Source organism: Helicobacter sp. MIT 21-1697 (genome assembly GCF_026241255.1).
Taxonomy (GTDB): domain Bacteria; phylum Campylobacterota; class Campylobacteria; order Campylobacterales; family Helicobacteraceae; genus Helicobacter_C.
The window spans coordinates 46,495-64,516 of record NZ_JAPHNC010000004.1 but is presented as its reverse complement, the minus strand read 5'-3'; the positions used below and the strand labels follow the sequence as shown (position 1 = coordinate 64,516).

Genomic DNA, 18,022 nt, shown 5'->3' with positions numbered 1-18,022 from the left:
CCATAATGGCTTTGACTTCTTGCCTTAGCATTTGGATAATACAAGTATAATATCATTTTTCAAAGGATAAAAATGAATGTGCAAAAACTTAATGCACGAAAAACAAAGTATCTTCTTGCAGTTTTATGCGTTGCCTGTATGATTGCTCTTTATGGTTGCACAAGTGCTACTCAAAAAGAAAAAGTCCAGAAACAAGCCATAGAAGGCTATATGCAAGGACTATTTGGCGGGGATTTAGAAAAATTCGTGCAATATGCGAGCTATGGCTACGCACTAGATTCTATGAATCAACGCAATCTCGCCAATTTATTCGTAAGTGCAGAAAGCACAAGGGCAAAAGCATTTGGAGGCTATAAAGAAGTGCAAATACTCTCTATTGCGCAAGCTCCAAATCCAAAAGAGCAAGATTCGCAAGCTCATTCTAAAAAGTCCCCTGATGATTTGCACTACAATAAGACTGATAAAGCACATCAACCTATGCCAACTGCAAGGGCAAATGTGCGTGTAGTTTTTGGCAAAGCCACACTTACATCTGATATTGAGCTTGTCAATTACGAGGCAAATAAATGGATTGTTAATTCTATGTTGAGCCTAAAACCCAAAGATACGCTCAAAAATAATTAGAATTTACCATTTAACGCTACAAAAAAGCTTCTACCACTTGCACGATAATAGCTATAATAAGTGTGGTTGAAAAGATTGGTGATATTGCCACTTATATCAAAGTGTTTATCTATCCTCCACCCTAAACGCATATCAGCAAGAGTATAGCTATCAGTTGCTCCATATACACCGCTTGGCGTAATTACATTAGTCGCATTTTTGTAAGGCTTACTTGCATACTCCACACCGAAACTACCATAAAATGAAGCATTATCATAAGTAATTGCCCCATACGCTAAATGTGCTGGGATTCCTGCTACTTTATTGCCTATGGTAGTAGATTCTAGACTTTTGAGAATTTCAGAGTGCATAAAGGTATAAGTCAAATGCACGCCAAAACCATAACCAATGGGCAATAAAAGGCTTGTTTCTAATCCTTGTATTCTGTTTTTACCTAAATTATCAAAACTACCGCGCAAAGTTGTATCGGCATAGCTTATTGAATATTGCATAATCGCATTTGTTATAGTATTGTTAAAATAATACACTTTCAGATTTCCATATTCACCTTCACCAAAAAGTGTAGGAATATCTTGTTCAAGTCCTATATCAAAGCTTAGCACATTCTCTGGCTTGAGGTTGGGATTACCCCTTATGAGTGTGCCATCTGTATAAGTTCTATTGCTAAACATTTGACCAAAATTAGGTGCTTTGAAAGCTTGCCCAAAAGATATTTTTGTCCGCGTGAGCGAGGAAAATGCGTAATTAAGCGATATCTTAGGACTCACTTGATGTTTAATATTTGAAGCATATATATCCGCATCTTTATATATATCAAACCCCCTCCAATAATCATATCTTAAGCCTACATTAGAGCTTAATTGCTGCCATTGCGCACTCCACTCGGCAAAAATACCTACACTATCAGTTTTGCCGCCTTGAGCATAGCCACTTGTGCCTCTGCCTATGTTAAGTGTGTTAAAATTTTTCCAATTATCAATATAATGCACTTTTTGAGTATAGTCATTATGTCTATATTGCACACCTGCTAGGATTCTATGATTTTCACTAAAAGGCAGAACATATATCACATCAAAATTGTTTGTCTCATATTTGTGGTTTGTCTGCGAACCCACACCACCATAAATAGTAGTATTTGCACTACTCGGATTTGCTCCGCCATCTGGATTATTGAATCTATCCCAACCATCAATACGATAAAACTTCACTTCCAAATAACTTTCACTAGGCAAATAATGTTTATATCCCAGTGCAGAGATAAGTTGATTATACATTTCTTTACCAATATGCCTTCCATAGAGAATAGGGGCAGGTTTATTACTATTTATATCTGCATTGCTTCCATAACTTGGTATTCCATTTTGTGTAATAAAGCTCTGTTGATTCTTGTGGTCGTAACTATACATATTGTAACGCAAATATCCATTCAATGTCCCTACATCTCCAATATCATACTCTGCTTTCACATTTGTATCATAAGTATTATAAGCCTGTCGCCCCATATCTCCAATATTCCACACTAGCGCACCTGTATTAGAATTTAATGTCGGCTTTGCACCAGCATAACCACTCACATCTTGCACTATCACAGAATCTGCTGCATAGCCCTGTGTAGTAGTAGTCCCAAAAGATGCTTTAAAGCGCAATTTTTTTTCAAAGAGTGCATCACCCACACTTATATATGCACGAAATGTATTTTTAGGAGCAAATTCTGTGCCTAGCGCACTTCCATAACCAAAATTTGCCTTTGTTTCAAAAGATATGGGCATAGCGGTGATAAAATTAATTGCCCCAGCGACTGCTCCGCTCCCATAAATATTTGAAAATGCCCCACGCACAACTTCCACTTGAGCAATATCATCAGCATTCATTGCTGTAAGCATTTTGGTGTTATTATTGATGTCATTGAGTATGATTCCATCAACCATAATTGCCGCACCGCTTAATCCACGAATCTTCACCCCATCAAAAGTATCCATACCACGTGATTTACTTTGCTGCAATCCCTCAAATCCTCTCAAAGTATCGCTAAATTTATAATTAGGACGTTGATTAATCTGCTTTTGATTTATAACACTTATATTGCCCGGTGCTTCATTAATGGGTGTGTCAATGCGTGAAGCAATTACTATACTTTGCCCTAGATTTATAGAGCGAGTTTCATTAGCATACACAATTACACAAAATATACTCACACTTATGAATATCTTATATATCATAATATTACCTTTTATGTTAAAAATAAAATCAATAATATTATATTCATACTTAAAATAAAATTGTATTACTTTAAAAAATTAATACACAATCACATTAACAGAAATAATTTATGCAATATGAAAGCGTATCAGTGCAAATAATTATTAAAAATGAGAGAGAACTACGTTTTAGGACGAAAATGTCGCAACAGCACAAATGCTATCACCGCACATAAAAGCACAAAAATAATACCACTAAATGTTTCAAAATAGCCAAATGGCTGACTTAAATCCCACACGTGCATTCCTAGAATATCAAAACCCATTTATAACCTTTTATCTCTTATTTTGCTTAGCTATCACCGATGCACATCTTTTGCACAATGCACCTTCGTCCTCTACAATAAATTGCCAACATCTCTCACAGCGCCCATTTTGTGCCCTATAAATGATAAATTCTTCTTTATCCTCAAGAACAAATCGCGCTAACTCCTCTTTGCCCTCATATTCTTTCCCGCACACACCAGAGACAATAAGCCACCTATCAAGCAAAGCAAATTCTTTTTCTTGCGGACTTTGAAGCAGCACCTCAAGTGAAGATTTAACAATTTTTTGTTTTTTAAGGCTATCTAAGGATTCTGTAAATTTTTCTCGCACACGCAAAAGTCGTGTAAAATCCTCATTTAACGCAAGATTATATCGCTGCGCACAGCTGATTTTTGGCATATCAAAAATACACTTATATTCTCCCTTTAAAGCCGTACTTGAATGTCTAAAAGCCTCATCTGCAGTATAAGTAAGCACAGGAGCGATAAAATGCAATACTCGCCTTAAAATCATTACTAATGCACTTTGGACAGCGCGGCGGCACAAAGAAGATACATCATCGCAATAGAGTATATCCTTACACAAATCCAAATAAATACCGCTTAGTTCATTAGTTAAAAAACTCATCACTACCTGAAAAGCTTTGGCAAACTCATATTCATCAAAGTATAAATATGCCTCATCAAAGACTTTATCACACACACTTAAAATCCATCTATCAATCACATCAAGCTCATCTTTTTGCACCATATCTTGGCTACTCTGTGAAGCATTTGCAAGGAGAAATCGGATAGTATTGCGGATTTTGCGATATTGCTCCCCTACTTGTTTGAGAATCTCATCACTGATATTTTGATCGCTCTGATAATGACTAAGTGCCACCCACAAGCGCAAAATCTCACTGCCTTGAGTTTTGATAATTTCACTTGGAGCAATAACATTGCCCTTGCTTTTGCTCATTTTTTCACCATTTCTATCAAAGGTAAAGCCGTGTGTGAGAATCTGCTTATAAGGTGCTCTTTTAGCTATTGCACAAGAAAGCAAAAGTGAGCTTTGAAACCAGCCTCTATGCTGGTCGCTTCCCTCAAGATACATATCTGCTGGATGAGAACCTGCATCATAGTTATTCCCCGCACCTTTATGTTTATTCTCAAGCACTGCGCTCCAAGTGCTTCCGCTATCAAACCACACATCAAGTATATGTTTGCTCTTTGTGAGATTGCCTACCAAATGCTTATGGCTTTGGGGCAAAAGATCTTTTATTTCATAGCTCCACCACGCATCACAACCCTCTTTTTCAAAAATACAAGCAATATGCTCAAGCACTGCTTCATCAAGTAAAGCGGCATTACTTGTCTTGTCAATCAAAAATGCAATAGGTACGCCCCAATCTCTCTGCCGAGAGATACACCAATCAGGGCGATTTTCAATCATTGAGCAGATTCTATTTTTTCCATTTTGTGGATAGAATCTCACCTTATCTAACTCCTCTAAAGCCAACTCTTTGAGCGTTTTGCCTTGATAAAATGGCTTATCAAGTAGGATAAACCACTGCGCAGTAGCTCTGTAAATCACAGGCTTATGCGAACGCCAACAATGCGGATAACTATGCGTAATCACATCTTTTTTTAAAAGTGCTTTTCCTAGAATCTTAAAAATACTCTCGTGCGTATCAAAAATATTCTTGCCTATAAATTCATTCACATATGCTTGAGGCACAAGCCCCATAGATTCTATAAGAGGACTAAAATTCCCCCTATCATCAACAGGCATAATCACTTCAAGCCCATATTTAAGCCCTATATAATAGTCATCTTCGCCGTGTCCGGGCGCGGTATGCACTGCTCCTGTGCCATCATTTGTGCTTACGTGCTCTCCCAAAACAATCACAGAGATTCTGCCATTCAGAGGATTTATGGCTTGAAGATGCTCAAATTCTTGTGCCTTAAACTCACGCTCACTCACGCCAATATCTATTTTTTCGCGTACTTTTTCAAGCAATGCCTTTGCCACAATGTAGCCCTTATCAGTAAGCACATATAATTCGCTAGGATTAAGTGCGATACCTACATTCGCAGGAAGTGTCCAAGGCGTAGTTGTCCAAATAATCACTTTGCCCTGTGAGATTCTAAGCGATTGTAACGCAGCATCTGATAAAGCAAAAGCGACAAAAATAGAATCTGATTGTTTGTCTTGGTATTCCACCTCTGCATCAGCTAGTGCTGTCTCACACGCCCAGCTCCAATAAATAGGCTTAGAACGTTCAGCAAGCAAACCCTCTTTCACAAGCTGTATTAAAGAGCGATAAATTTGTGCTTCAAAAGCAAAATCCATTGTTTTATAAGGATTCTCAAAATCTCCCAAAACCCCTAATGCCTGAAACTCATCGGATTGAATCTGTATAAACTTTTGAGCGTGATTGCGACAAAGTTCGCGCAATTTTGTTTTCTCCAAGCTATCTTTTTTTGCCTTGCCAATTTTTTGCTCCACTTGTTGCTCAATAGGCAATCCGTGGCAATCCCAACCGGGCGTATAGCGGATATTTTCTCCTTTAAAATAATGGTATTTCACAATAATATCTTTAAGAATCTTATTGAGTGCGTGTCCAATATGCAAATGTCCATTTGCATATGGAGGTCCATCGTGCAAATAAAAACTTTTAGCACCACTATGAGCATTTTTAAGTTGAGCATAAAGCTTTTCATCACGCCATTTTGCATAAGTATGTGGCTCATTAGCAGGGAGATTCCCTCTCATCGGGAAGCTTGTATCAGGCAAAATCAAAGTTTCTTTATAATCCATTGCTGTCCTTAAAATATAAAATATCAGCGCCATTTTATCAAAAAATTTCTCAATCTTTAAAACGCTTGTGTTAAAATCCTTAGACTTTGATTTTATTTAAGGAAACAACAATGCAATTTGTAAGTTTTATGCCCTATATTTGCGATTTTTTTAAAGAATCTCCACCTTTTTACCTCTATGCGCAGCCTCATCAAATTGGTATCCTCCAAGAGCACAAAGTGTATCCCCTTTCAGAACTTGTGCAAAGCGAGATTCCTCATATTTACACTGATATGAATACTTTTATCTACTTTCATACCCCAGATATGCTTACTGCAATACAATCAAACATAAAAAATGCTCACGCTTTTTCCCTTGCTGACATTACGCTCCTTGCCCCTATTCCAAAACCAAAGCAAGATGTCATTTGTTTGGGCATTAATTACCTTGAACACGCTAAAGAATCTGCGCGTTTTAAAAATGAAGTATTTGACCAAAAGCGCGAAAATGCTGTGTATTTTAGCAAACGCGTGAATTACGCTACGCCCCATAATGCGCCCATTCCTTTGCATAGCAGCCTTACTCAAAAGCTTGATTATGAAGTGGAGCTTGGTGTAGTGCTCGGCTCGGCTCTTTATCAGCCTAAAAATACGCAAGAAGTGATAGATTCTATCTTTGGCTATACTATCATCAATGATATTTCCTCAAGAGACATTCAGCAAAAGCATAAACAATGGTATATGGGCAAAAGCCTTGAGGGAAGTTTGCCTATGGGACCTTGTATTGTAAGTGCCAAAAGTATTGATGCACAAAATCTCGCTATCAAAAGCTATGTCAATGGTGAGCTGCGTCAAGATTCTCATACTTCATTGATGATTTGTCCTATTGCTGCGGCGCTCTATGAATTATCACATTATTGTATGCTCCAAGCAGGCAGTATTATCTCTATGGGGACACCAAGCGGTGTGGGTATGGGGTTTAATCCACCAAAATTCTTAGGCAAGAATGACGAAATAATCTGTGAAATACAACACATTGGCTCATTACGCAATGTCGTTATAGATTATTGAGCCAGAAGTTCTTTTAGCATTTTGCGCACAAATGGTGCATTTTGCGCAAGATTGAGTTCTTGAGCAGCCGCGTGTGAGCCACACTTTAATTGCTCTATCTCTTCGCTACTTAAGACATTGAGAGAATCTGCCAAAGATTTTATCGCAAAGTCTTTGGCAACAATGAAATTCTTATAAGTATCGCCAAATCCTTGTAATTGCTGCAATGGAGGCATAAGCACTGCTAAGCGCGATTGGATATATTCAAAAAATTTATTTGGAATCGTGGCAAGGAGATTATGATTATGCACTGGGATATAAAGTAATCCTATATCATAAGCATTCCCAAAAGGCACAATTTGCGTTAATTCCACAGGTGGCAGGATTCTTACTGCGTTGCCCTCACTTTGGAGCTGTGCAATGCGAGATTGTATTTTTTTGCGATAGCTTTGTGTCCCGCCTGTGAAAATAAAATCAATACAAAAGCGCTTATCAAGATATTGGCAAATCTCTATGACTTTATCAATATCGCGATTGCGATTTAACGCCCCGTGATAGAGAATCTTAATCTTTTGAGGATTTATGGGTGTTGGCTCAAATGGATAATATTGCGGCAAACTCATTAAAAGATGAGCCTTTAGCCCAAAATGCTCCTTGTATAGCTCACAAAATCGTGGCGAAACGCTTAAAAGCACATCTGCTTGAGAGGCAAAATGAGCGCAAAGATAAATATTAAATCGCTTAAAAAGCAATCGCCAACGCAACGAGCTTGTATTTTGCAAAGGATAAAATTCCCTTGCATCAAAAACAACTTTTATATCATTCTTTTTGCCACATTTACGCCCACTTTTTTTAAGCCCTGCAAAAAGCACAGGCAAAAGTAGCAAATCGTGGCAAATCACCACATCATAGCTTTCCTTGCACAAATGCTCTATAATCGCCAAACGATTGGGAATAAAGCTAAGTTTATCCCACCGCCTTAGAGCTACATTAATCCATAATTTTACCTCACCCCACGCATTGCGTTTTTTAAAGCTTGGGTAACTAAAGCTTTTGACTTCGTATGTCTGTGCTGCTTCTCCTTTGATAAACACAGGGGGCATTGGTGTGCCATCTTCATTATCAATGCCCATCACGCTTATATCATAATCATCTTTGAGCACCTCAACCATTCGCATAGGGCGTGGGCAAGTAGAAATATTCGCCGCTGCAAGAATTAAGATTCGGGGTTTTGCCTCTGCCCTGTATTCATCATAGTGTGTCTCATACTCGCACAATACCTATTCCTTTCTACACTTTTAGGGATTTGCCGCAGATTCTGCAGCTTGATTGATAAGATCTTTGCTTTCATTTTGAATGTAAATATTACCAAATTAAGTAAGTTTTTTTGATTATTTTGTTATAATGCCCACTTAATTTTAATAGCAGGGGGATAATATGAATTGCTTTTTAACGGGGGGGGGGGGGGCATAAGCTAGATTCTCACACATTACACTCTTCAAATCTTATTCACAACCGCGAGAACAACACTCGTATAATAAGTCTTATATTAATTTTATGCTTTACTCAAAATATTTGCTACGCATATAATGCTTTTCAAGCACAATCTCTAATGCAAATACAAAAATTAAATTTAACTCAGCAAAAAATCATAAAAGACACAGAAGGATTAGATAATGTCTTGGCTACAGAACTAATTAGATTTGGAGATATTAAGGGAGAAAATATTGAAAAAGCCAAAGAATACTACAAAAATACTATCAAAGAATTAAGAGAACCACAAAAGAATTGGAAAAAAATAAAACAATTAAGTAAAAAACTAAAAGAAGCAGGCATAGATATAAATAAACCAGAGATAGAAAACTTAGAAAAAATAAATATAAGAACATTCCTGATACTAGAATATACATTATTAGCACAAAATATATGTTACACAGAGCCAACAAGGACTATTATATGTTTTTTTGGAAGCACATATAGTGATTTACGATATTACAGACCATTGAATCATTCTTGGAATAGCCACTCGGATATTTTTCGAGAATATGAAAACATAATACAAAAAAGCAAACAAATAAGTGATAAAAATAATGAAAAAGACGGCAGATTTTTAGAGACAGCGGAATATAACCTCATATGCAAATATGATGATAGTGCATTATGGTTTTACAACGACAACACATCAATACAAGACAATTACAATAAACTCACAGCAAAAATTTATAAATGCAAGAATTGTAAAAGCGGATATAAAGCTTTAGTTGGAGAGAAATATCTCAATAACAATGATGATGAAACCTATGATGATAACGCCATAGCACAAAAAGCATATTTATGAGGAATATAACAAAATCTTAGAAAATATCCTAGAGAGCGGAGAATGCAAAGTAATAATGAAAAAAGATACAGAAGGAGAGACAAACCAATGAGAACTCTAGTATATATTTTCACAACCTTAATACTAAGCCTAAGCCTAGAAGCAAATACAAAGCAAAAGCCAAAGAGTGCAGAAAAAGTAAAGAAAATCCATTGTAATAATATAGACTTAGAATACTTCAATGATACAAAACATTTTGCAATTAGTTTAGGGGATTCCAACATAGATGTAGAACTAATAATAGAAATAGATAAGTGCGAAAAAGGAACATCAATAGTATTAGACTATGATAACAAAAATATAAAAGCCAAAGAGCTAGGAAAATGCAGTGATAAAGGCTTTTATGTAAAGATAAGGGAAAGTGGAAACCAAACTTTTGGAGCTTGGGATAATGCAAGGAGACTAGACACAGACCCAATCAATGAAAAAAGATTCAAAAACTTAGCAATAAAAATTAACGAAACAAGACTATTAAAAGCATACGAACATTACAATAAGCTATTTAACGAACATTGCGAAGTGATAGAGTTTGATTAATATGCCACAACAAGCAAGTCTAAAAGAAATATTATATGCTATACTAATTATCTTAAGCATTATAGGGATAATATATTTCTTTCAATGGTTTAAAAAAGAAAGAGAAATGAAATATAGAAACATTGAAAATGCCTTAATGCATATTTTAGAGCTAGATAAAGCTTGTAGCGTTGCAGCAGAGCAAATACAAAAAGCTTATAAAGAAAAAAATACAAATAATCGCAAATTATGGCAAAACGCAAAGAAACAAATTAACGATAAAACACCAATATACATAAAAGTTTTAGATAAAGCTTTAGAAAATGGAATAACAGGATTTGCAAGAGTAGCACCAGATTCATTTGAGACAGCAATTTATGACTATTTCTATTTTAGCGATAACAAAAAACAACAGATACAAAATCTAATAAATACATTTATTGCAGGTTATATACCAATAAGACAAAACATAAATGTAACTATCAGTAATAATGATAAAGTAATACAGAAAGTAGAAAAAAAGTTATATGCAGACGATTACACAGAGAAATACAATTACATACGAAACAAATCAAATTACAAGTTGGAATGTTTAAAATTTTAACTTAGATTAAAAAGGAGAATATTATGCAAATGAAAATGCCAAAGGATAACAATCAAGAACAAGACAACCTACAAGGGATTTTAGAGTGGAATAGGAGAAATAATCCACAAGACTATGATAACGGCAAGTTTAATGGCTCAACAAGCACAATAAAAACAAACAACACCATTAAAACAATTTTAAAGCTAATACTTGCCTTTGCTTTTTTTATTATATGTTTTAATGGTATGGGTGATTATAAAGAGGCGGCAAGATACACATACCTTGAAGCAATCATTAAATTTGTTTTATACTCTAGCAGTTTTGTAATAATTATCCTTTTATGGACGCTTTTAGCTATACACGATAAGCTTACAGAAAATGCTCTTATTAATGAAAAAATATTAAAAACTTTAAAAGAAATAAGAGATGAGAGAATGGCAGAATATAAAATAAGCCAAAGAGGAAACACAGATGAAAAATGCTTGACATAATAAGCCTTATGTTGGTTTTATGCTCTATTCAAGCATATGCGATAAATTAGTTAAAGCTCTGGAAGAATAGAAAAAGACTCTAAATGCTTATTTATTTTATACCTTTAAAACAAAAAATAACTTATAGCCATTATAATCACAAAAATAGCCCTAAAATCAATTTTAATACTTAAGACAAGGGGGACAACCATTTTATATTTTTGGCATTAAAATAACGCTATTATGCACCCTTTTATTTTACAGCACATTGTGAGTTCATTATGTCTTTAAATGCTTGCACTCCTTTTATCTCCCTAAACTCATCTCCCGCAGCCCTCCCATAAGCTACTATGTCTCTAAGCGCTTGTATTTCTTGCGTTTTACCCTTTGCAAATAGCTCAAGCAAAGCCTTTCCCTTTTGGATATAATCTTGCTGCGAAAAAGCAATAAGAGGCAAGTGAGATTCTATGAGAATCCTATGGGCTTGTTCGCACTCTTCTTTGCTTTTAAGTAAGCCATTACGATGGGGGAGAGTTGCCCATTGTGCTATCCATTGCTCTAAATGCTGTGTGCGCTCTTGCTGAGTTTGTTTGCTCATCATAAGACTTAGCCCACCTTTTGCCACATATTCAATGCGACTTTCTCCCTGCTCAAGCGGAAAGCTATCAAGCCATATATCAATGATATGCCCATAAAGAGTGCTATCAACATAGCCGATAAAATATATGCGCTCTAAAAATATCTCGCCCTGCGCCTTGTCCGCAAAACAATCCATAATGCACTCACGAATAAGTGAGCTATTACCCGCCCCACAAGCCAGATAGATACTTTGAGGAAAAGAGAGCATAATATCAACCACGCAGTGCCAATATTCACGCGATTGCAATTTTACCAAACGCCCAATAGTCCCTATAATCACAGAATCTTGTGGAAAATCTAAGCGACAAGCAGCTATGTGCTGCTTAGATTCTGCGCTTAAAGGCGGATTATAGAATCTCTCGCACATTTTCACAGGCACACCATAAAATTCATAGCCCTCGCGCACAATGCGTGGCTTGTTTTGACAAATATGCGTCATTTTCACATCAATACAAGGCAAATCATATACAAAATTGCCGTGAGAATAATACATTTGTAAAGGTGCGCTCCTTGAAGCAAGAAGAAAATCGCTTATGCCATAGCCATTATTTGGGCTTATAAGTATTGAGATATTATCGCGGTGAAATGCCTCTTTGAGCGCGAGAGCTTTTTGGAGATGAGAATTATAGAATCCTTTTGCATTAAAAGGCGAAACAACATCAACAACGCTTATCCCAATCTCCTCATAAGAGCGGATAATATTCACATCATCGGCACTTTTTTCAATGAGATTCATTGTATAAACTTTTATTTCGTATTCTTGTGAAAATGCCTCATCATTCATCAAATTACTCAAAAGGCTATATTCAACCTTATAAGGAGAGTTTGCTACAAGCCTATCGCGCAAGAGTGCAATACATTTTTTGTTGCTTTGTGGCGACATACTAGCATTGCTTTCCTTGCGCACACCATAAATACCTTGAGATTTTGCAAATGCTTCATAATATTGCACACCTACTCTATCAATTTCATCACAAAATGTGCGCCATTGTTCTTGGTGATGAAAATTATTGCCACAAAAATGATAAATAAAAAACTGCATATACATTGCCTCATCAATGCTTTGTATATCACCTTTTTGAAGAAGTGCATAAAATATGCCTTTCCACGATGGATAGAGTTCAAGCCATAAGTGATGATTAAAAAAATGTGAAACATTCCAAAAACAATGCAGCTGCCAATTCAAAATACTTCTTCGCCTTAGAGTAGAGTGAGCAAAATAGGTTTGCGGCTCAAGCTGTATTTGAAGTGCAGATAACAAAAGGGGCATATCCACACCAAGCGCCTCAAAATGTTCCACGATAAAACTTGTGTGCTCAAGCGAAGAGGGGAGATTAATGTCTATAAGAATCACAAGTGAAATGTATTCGCGCATTATGTCTCCAAAATTGCACATTGTGCCCAAGGCTTTTGAAAGTATATAGAGCTCAATAAGCAAAAGATTTTCAACATCGCTTATTCCATCGGCAAAAAGGCTTTCTTGCGCCATTTGAGTAAAGATTTCAAAACGCGTATCAACTTCACAAGGCATCTGTAAGGTATCAACAAAAAGCAAAATATTCAAATATTCCACACCACAAATATGCCCTTGTGAAAGAAAATGATAGATTCTTTCCCTCACAAGTGAGATTATATCCATAAGGAGCATTTGGCTTTCGTGGTGAGATTGAAGCAAAATCATATCATCACGTTTTAAGCTATAAAGCTCTTTGAGCAAAGAATCAACTTGTATCTTGCTTGTAGCGGCATTCAAGGCGTTGATAAAAATATGTAAAAACTCCAAGATTCTATCTTTGCGTTCGCAGATTTGAGTATTGGGATTTGGAGAGAATGGCACAGAATTAGGATTGTTCATTGTCAGAGACTTGTGCCGATTCTTCAACATTTTCATTTTCGGGCACTTCTTTAAGCATTTCATTTTGGGCATCTTGTATGCCTAATTGAGGGATTTCCCTATCAATAATCCATACATACGATAACTCTCTCACACTCGCGTATGGCTTCACATCAACGCTCAAATACCCATAATTTTCCCGCACATCTTCAACTATACCCACAGGTATATTTTCCAAAAATATGCCATCAAGTCCGCTTGTAAAAACCTTGTCTCCTTTGTGAATCTCAATCCAATCAGAGATATAATCCACAAGTATTTTGCCATTGCGAGAACCAGATACAATACCCATTGCTTTATTCTCACCAATATATACATCATAATGGCAATTTTCATTGCCATTTAAGAATCCCTCAATGCGCCCATTCTGATAAACTGCCACACCAAGTGCTACATTATCTTTTACAATCCCAAATATTCTATCCTCTAAGTTTCCACCTTGACGATAACGACTTAAATCTGTATTAAGCCATACTCTATCGCGTTGCCCTAATGTTGCGAACGAAATAATGCGTGCTGGGTGAATCTCACTTGTAGCATAAGTAATACCACCTATGCCGATAAGATTGTGTAGTTTGTCTCTATCGTCTCGAAGAGCTTGGATCTCAAGCTTAAGCCTATCGTAATCTTGGACTTTCGCACTAAGAGATTCTATCCTTGCAACTTGGTCAATATGTTTGTTATAAGTATTGGCTATATCCTCTTTAGAATCTAAAAAAAATACCTTAACATAATCACTTACAGAAAGTATTTTGGCTTGAATAGATTTATCAACTTCCATCAAAACAAAAATACAAATAAAAAAGATAATCCCAAAAATAAGGAATTTATATCTCATAATTTTCTCTAATCAAAAGCAAGCTGATTCATTAAATCCAAATCTTCCATTGCTTTGCCCGTGCCTTTTGCTACACAAAGTAGCGGCTCTTCGCCTACATACACAGGCAAACGGACAATATCAGAGAGATATTTATCAAGTCCCTGTATTAACGCACCACCACCTGTAAGCACTATACCATTTTCAACAATATCTCCTGCCAAATCAGGTGGCATAGATTCCAACACGCTTTTAAGTGCGTTGCTGATTTCTCGCAACTGCTCTTTCATTGCTTCGCGTGCGTCTTCACTTGTAAGCTCAATCGTATTGAGCAATCCACTCACTTGGTCGCGCCCACGGACTTGCATTACAAGCGGTTTTTCCATCGGAGATGCTGAACCAATCTGAATCTTAATCTCCTCACCTGTGCGCTCACCAATTAAAAGGTTAAATTTTTTTCTCACATAATCTACTATTGCCGTATCAAGTTTATCACCGGCAACTCTAATTGATTTACTAATAACCAAACCTCCCAAAGAGATTACACCAATCTCTGTTGTGCCACCACCAATATCAATAACAAGATTGCCTTTAGATTCTTGAATCTCAAGTCCTGCCCCAATAGCTGCTGCCATTGGTTCTTCTATTAAAAACACTTCACGAGCACCTGCACTCATTGCAGATTCTTTCACCGCCTTTTTTTCTACTCCTGTCAAACCATAGGGCACACACACCATAATACGAGGGCGAATAAGTGCTTTGCGCTTGTGGGCTTTCTCAATGAAATACCGAATCATTCTCTCTGTCATATCAAAATCTGCAATCACACCATCTTTCATTGGGCGAATCGCTTGAATACCATCAGGAGTTTTTCCTAACATATCCTTCGCTTCTTTTCCCACAGCAAGAATCTTACCTGTGCTAAATCTATCAGCCTGCACTGCCACTACGGAAGGCTCATTGATGATGATACCCTCTCCTTTAACCAAAACCAAAGTATTTGCCGTCCCTAAATCAATCGCAATATCTTTGGAAAAAGCGCCAACGAGTCTATCTATCAACATAAAAGCTCCTTAAAAATATTACAAAATAATTTGTGCATTATACATTCTAATCCTTTGCTAAACCTTTTGTTTTATATTAAATTAAGCTCTTTTTTGCATATTTCTCTTTTTTTTCACACGAAGAGGGTTTTGCTTGTGTAAAATACATTCTTTAGAAATAGTAATTTCATAGCCTGCAAGTTCTGGCAAATCATACATCAAATCAATCATTGCCCCCTCCATAATAGACCTTAAACCTCTCGCACCTGTTTTCCTTGCAATAGCAAGTTCGGCAATAGATTCAATCGCATCTTTTTCAAAATGCAATGTTGCGCCATCAATCTCAAAAATTTTTTGATACTGCTTTATGAGTGCATTTTTAGGTTTTGTCAGAATCTCCACCATCGCTTCTTTGCTAATTGGAGCAAGAGTTGTAATCATATGAAGCCTACCAATAAGCTCCGGAATCAACCCATAGCTAATCAAATCATCAGGCTCTACATACTTGAGCAAGGTATCTTCTTCACTTTTGCCTTTTTTTTCTCCGTGAAATCCAAGCACATTTCCACCCAAACGTCTTTTAATAATATCACTCAATCCATCAAACGCACCGCCACATACAAACAAAATATCACTTGTATTAATCTGCACAAATTCTTGATTAGGGTGCTTTCTTCCACCTTTTGGGGGAATATTTACCACGCTACCCTCAATAATTTTAAGCAATGCTTGTTGGACACCCTCACCCGACACATCGCGTGTAATAGAACGATTTTCAGAAAGGCGGGAAATTTTATCAATTTCATCAATAAATACAATACCCTTCTCTGCTTTTTTGACATTGCCATCAGCAGCCTGAAGAAGACGGGTAAGGATATTTTCTACATCTTCGCCCACATATCCTGCCTCTGTGAGGCTTGTCGCATCAGAAATGGCAATGGGAATATCTAAAAAACGCGCTAGAGTCTGTGCCATTAATGTTTTGCCGCTACCTGTTGGACCAATGAGTAAAATATTTGATTTAGAAAGCTCTACATCATCTTGCAAAATCGGATTTAACATCTCTTCTTCGGAGATATTATTTGCTTTAATACGCTTATAGTGATTATATACCGCAACTGAAAATACGCGCTTTGCCTCATCTTGTCCTATCACATATTCGTCAAGTCTTGCCTTGAGTTCTTTGGGCGATGGCGTTTTGATGTCCATTTCTTCTTCGGATTGCTGTGGATTTTTATTCAAATACCTCGTCAAAAGTTCGCTTCCAACAATCAAACAACAATTACAAATATAAACATCTGGCGTAACACCTGAATGAATAACAGGATTATCCAGACTCTCTTCTTTGTTGCAAAAACTACATCTTTTTTTATTTATTTCATTCACTTTGCACTCCTTTAAAGGGGATACCACGCGTGCTTGAAAGAATAAACTCACAAATAGAGGCAATCGTCTCATTTGGATTCTTATCAAGTTGAGCTTGAGCAAGCTCACGAATAGGTGCAGTGTGCGAAAAGAGAATCTTATACACACGATTTATTTCATCAATTTCTTCACGAGAAAAAAGTTTGCGCATTCTGTGTTTATTTAAGCCTCTAATATATGCTCTATTACCTTCTACAAGGCAATAAGGAGGTATATCTTGCGTTAAAACAGAGCCACCTGCTATCATACAACCATTCCCTATTTTAACAAATTGATGCACAGGCGTTAAGCCACCAATATTGACATAATCACCAAGCTCCACGTGCCCACCAAGTGTGGCATTATTTGCAAGAATGCAATCACTGCCTACGATACAATCGTGTGCTATATGGACATAAGCCATAAACAAATTTCTATCGCCTATTATTGTTTTCCCTCTTCCTCCTGCTGTGCCGGGATTAAGGGTAGTAAATTCGCGAATCAAATTATCATCTCCAATGATAAGCTCTGTCTTCTCTCCTGCATATTTTAAATCTTGCGGTGGCACACCAACAGCAGCATTATTAAAAACCTTGTTGCGCTTACCTAGAGTTGTGTAACCACTTATATGGACATAATTACCTATAATACATTCATCGCCAATGATAGTATGCTCATCAATAATGCAAAATTCGCCAATTTGGACATTTTTTCCTATTTTTGCACCTTCTTTTACAATACTTGTTTTTCCTATCATATACATTCCTTAAGATTCTTTAGCTTCAGTAATCATAGCTTTGAGTTCAGCTTCACTTACAAGCTTATCTTCAACAAAAGCATTTGCCCCAAGTTGCCATATATTTCCCTTATGTTTTAAAACTTTAAGTTCATATACAAGTCTATCACCCGGAACTACTGGAACACGAAATTTAACATTATCTATCGTCATAAAATATACAATTTTATTTTTTGCCTCTGCAACATCATCACCAAACATACTTACAAATGCTAAAAGACCACCAGCTTGCGCCATTCCCTCAATCTGCATTACACCCGGATAAATAGGCTTGTTTGGAAAATGCCCCAAAAATACCTCCTCGTTAATTGTTACATTTTTATATGCTTTGATATATCCATTTGGCTGTGTATCATTTGTATTTTGCACAAGTTCCATAACTCTATCAACAAGCAACATTGGATAACGATGTGGTAAAATTTGACGAATTTTCTCTACATTCATTATAGGCATATCTCCTTGTATCTTATTTGTGTCCATTCTCTTACTCCTTATAACAAA

The 18,022-nt window shown here is 36.5% G+C and carries 16 protein-coding genes; 6 read left to right on the top strand and 10 right to left on the bottom strand.

Annotated features, from left to right (window positions below):
- Positions 1-72: 72 nt before the first annotated feature.
- Positions 73-624, top strand: a complete 552-nt coding sequence (locus OQH61_RS05000; RefSeq protein ID WP_266026207.1) for a hypothetical protein — start codon at positions 73-75, stop codon at positions 622-624.
- Here OQH61_RS05000 and OQH61_RS04995 read toward each other — a convergent pair.
- The 3 genes from OQH61_RS04995 to ileS all read right to left on the bottom strand — a co-directional run bounded on the left by OQH61_RS04995 (position 621) and on the right by ileS (position 5,951).
- The gene (locus OQH61_RS04995; protein WP_266026206.1) at positions 621-2,843 is read right to left on the bottom strand and encodes a TonB-dependent receptor; all 2,223 of its coding nucleotides are present in this window, start codon (positions 2,841-2,843) and stop codon (positions 621-623) included. The two genes, OQH61_RS05000 and OQH61_RS04995, sit on opposite strands and share 4 nt — an antisense overlap.
- A gap of 161 nt (positions 2,844-3,004) precedes the next feature.
- On the bottom strand, positions 3,005-3,148 hold the full coding sequence (locus tag OQH61_RS04990) for a hypothetical protein (RefSeq protein ID WP_266026205.1): 144 nt from the start codon (positions 3,146-3,148) through the stop codon (positions 3,005-3,007).
- 10 nt (positions 3,149-3,158) lie between these two features.
- Positions 3,159-5,951, bottom strand: a complete 2,793-nt coding sequence (gene ileS, locus OQH61_RS04985) for an isoleucine--tRNA ligase (RefSeq protein ID WP_266026204.1) — start codon at positions 5,949-5,951, stop codon at positions 3,159-3,161.
- A 110-nt stretch (positions 5,952-6,061) separates the two neighbouring features.
- Here ileS and OQH61_RS04980 point away from each other — a divergent pair, with 110 nt between their 5' ends.
- The gene (locus tag OQH61_RS04980) at positions 6,062-7,000 is read left to right on the top strand and encodes a fumarylacetoacetate hydrolase family protein (protein ID WP_266026203.1); all 939 of its coding nucleotides are present in this window, start codon (positions 6,062-6,064) and stop codon (positions 6,998-7,000) included.
- Here OQH61_RS04980 and OQH61_RS04975 read toward each other — a convergent pair.
- The gene (locus OQH61_RS04975; RefSeq protein WP_266026202.1) at positions 6,994-8,256 is read right to left on the bottom strand and encodes a capsular biosynthesis protein; all 1,263 of its coding nucleotides are present in this window, start codon (positions 8,254-8,256) and stop codon (positions 6,994-6,996) included. The two genes, OQH61_RS04980 and OQH61_RS04975, sit on opposite strands and share 7 nt — an antisense overlap.
- A gap of 335 nt (positions 8,257-8,591) precedes the next feature.
- Between OQH61_RS04975 and OQH61_RS04970 the strand changes: the two genes are divergently transcribed.
- The 4 genes from OQH61_RS04970 (at position 8,592) to OQH61_RS04955 (ending at position 10,949) form a co-directional block, all read left to right on the top strand.
- Positions 8,592-9,317 carry a hypothetical protein gene (locus OQH61_RS04970; protein ID WP_266026201.1) on the top strand — a complete coding sequence of 242 codons (726 nt, stop codon included), beginning with the start codon at positions 8,592-8,594 and terminating at the stop codon, positions 9,315-9,317.
- An 87-nt stretch (positions 9,318-9,404) separates the two neighbouring features.
- The gene (locus tag OQH61_RS04965) at positions 9,405-9,893 is read left to right on the top strand and encodes a hypothetical protein (protein WP_266026200.1); all 489 of its coding nucleotides are present in this window, start codon (positions 9,405-9,407) and stop codon (positions 9,891-9,893) included.
- A 1-nt stretch (position 9,894) separates the two neighbouring features.
- Positions 9,895-10,476: a hypothetical protein gene (locus OQH61_RS04960; protein WP_266026199.1), complete on the top strand. Its 582-nt coding sequence runs from the start codon at positions 9,895-9,897 to the stop codon at positions 10,474-10,476.
- A gap of 23 nt (positions 10,477-10,499) precedes the next feature.
- A complete protein-coding gene (locus OQH61_RS04955; RefSeq protein WP_266026198.1) occupies positions 10,500-10,949 on the top strand; it encodes a hypothetical protein in 450 nt (149 codons plus the stop codon).
- A gap of 232 nt (positions 10,950-11,181) precedes the next feature.
- Here OQH61_RS04955 and OQH61_RS04950 read toward each other — a convergent pair whose 3' ends face one another.
- From OQH61_RS04950 to fabZ, 6 genes are all read right to left on the bottom strand, one after another.
- Positions 11,182-13,458, bottom strand: coding sequence for a hypothetical protein (locus OQH61_RS04950; RefSeq protein ID WP_266026197.1), 2,277 nt, complete (start codon positions 13,456-13,458; stop codon positions 11,182-11,184).
- The gene (gene mreC / locus OQH61_RS04945) at positions 13,409-14,299 is read right to left on the bottom strand and encodes a rod shape-determining protein MreC (protein WP_266026196.1); all 891 of its coding nucleotides are present in this window, start codon (positions 14,297-14,299) and stop codon (positions 13,409-13,411) included. The genes OQH61_RS04950 and mreC overlap by 50 nt, the downstream gene beginning before the upstream one ends.
- An 8-nt stretch (positions 14,300-14,307) precedes the next feature.
- A complete protein-coding gene (locus OQH61_RS04940) occupies positions 14,308-15,342 on the bottom strand; it encodes a rod shape-determining protein (RefSeq protein WP_323054033.1) in 1,035 nt (344 codons plus the stop codon).
- Between the two features lie 81 nt (positions 15,343-15,423).
- Positions 15,424-16,698, bottom strand: coding sequence for an ATP-dependent protease ATP-binding subunit ClpX (clpX, locus tag OQH61_RS04935; RefSeq protein ID WP_416232492.1), 1,275 nt, complete (start codon positions 16,696-16,698; stop codon positions 15,424-15,426).
- A 1-nt stretch (position 16,699) separates the two neighbouring features.
- Positions 16,700-17,488 carry an acyl-ACP--UDP-N-acetylglucosamine O-acyltransferase gene (gene lpxA / locus OQH61_RS04930; RefSeq protein WP_266026194.1) on the bottom strand — a complete coding sequence of 263 codons (789 nt, stop codon included), beginning with the start codon at positions 17,486-17,488 and terminating at the stop codon, positions 16,700-16,702.
- Between the two features lie 3 nt (positions 17,489-17,491).
- The gene (gene fabZ / locus OQH61_RS04925) at positions 17,492-18,001 is read right to left on the bottom strand and encodes a 3-hydroxyacyl-ACP dehydratase FabZ (protein ID WP_266026193.1); all 510 of its coding nucleotides are present in this window, start codon (positions 17,999-18,001) and stop codon (positions 17,492-17,494) included.
- Between the last annotated feature and the right edge of the window lie 21 nt (positions 18,002-18,022).

What these genes read in the sequence shown, in the direction of transcription:
- ileS (WP_266026204.1), bottom strand. Translation starts at nt 5,951, where the DNA reads ATGGATTATAAAGAAACTTTGATTTTGCCTGATACAAGCTTCCCGATG.
- lpxA (WP_266026194.1), bottom strand. Translation starts at nt 17,488, where the DNA reads ATGTATATGATAGGAAAAACAAGTATTGTAAAAGAAGGTGCAAAAATA.
- mreC (WP_266026196.1), bottom strand. Translation starts at nt 14,299, where the DNA reads ATGAGATATAAATTCCTTATTTTTGGGATTATCTTTTTTATTTGTATT.
- OQH61_RS04980 (WP_266026203.1), top strand. Translation starts at nt 6,062, where the DNA reads ATGCAATTTGTAAGTTTTATGCCCTATATTTGCGATTTTTTTAAAGAA.
- OQH61_RS05000 (WP_266026207.1), top strand. Translation starts at nt 73, where the DNA reads ATGAATGTGCAAAAACTTAATGCACGAAAAACAAAGTATCTTCTTGCA.
- OQH61_RS04990 (WP_266026205.1), bottom strand. Translation starts at nt 3,148, where the DNA reads ATGGGTTTTGATATTCTAGGAATGCACGTGTGGGATTTAAGTCAGCCA.
- OQH61_RS04960 (WP_266026199.1), top strand. Translation starts at nt 9,895, where the DNA reads ATGCCACAACAAGCAAGTCTAAAAGAAATATTATATGCTATACTAATT.
- fabZ (WP_266026193.1), bottom strand. Translation starts at nt 18,001, where the DNA reads ATGGACACAAATAAGATACAAGGAGATATGCCTATAATGAATGTAGAG.
- OQH61_RS04995 (WP_266026206.1), bottom strand. Translation starts at nt 2,843, where the DNA reads ATGATATATAAGATATTCATAAGTGTGAGTATATTTTGTGTAATTGTG.
- OQH61_RS04970 (WP_266026201.1), top strand. Translation starts at nt 8,592, where the DNA reads ATGCAAATACAAAAATTAAATTTAACTCAGCAAAAAATCATAAAAGAC.
- OQH61_RS04940 (WP_323054033.1), bottom strand. Translation starts at nt 15,342, where the DNA reads ATGTTGATAGATAGACTCGTTGGCGCTTTTTCCAAAGATATTGCGATT.
- OQH61_RS04950 (WP_266026197.1), bottom strand. Translation starts at nt 13,458, where the DNA reads ATGAAAATGTTGAAGAATCGGCACAAGTCTCTGACAATGAACAATCCT.
- OQH61_RS04955 (WP_266026198.1), top strand. Translation starts at nt 10,500, where the DNA reads ATGCAAATGAAAATGCCAAAGGATAACAATCAAGAACAAGACAACCTA.
- OQH61_RS04965 (WP_266026200.1), top strand. Translation starts at nt 9,405, where the DNA reads ATGAGAACTCTAGTATATATTTTCACAACCTTAATACTAAGCCTAAGC.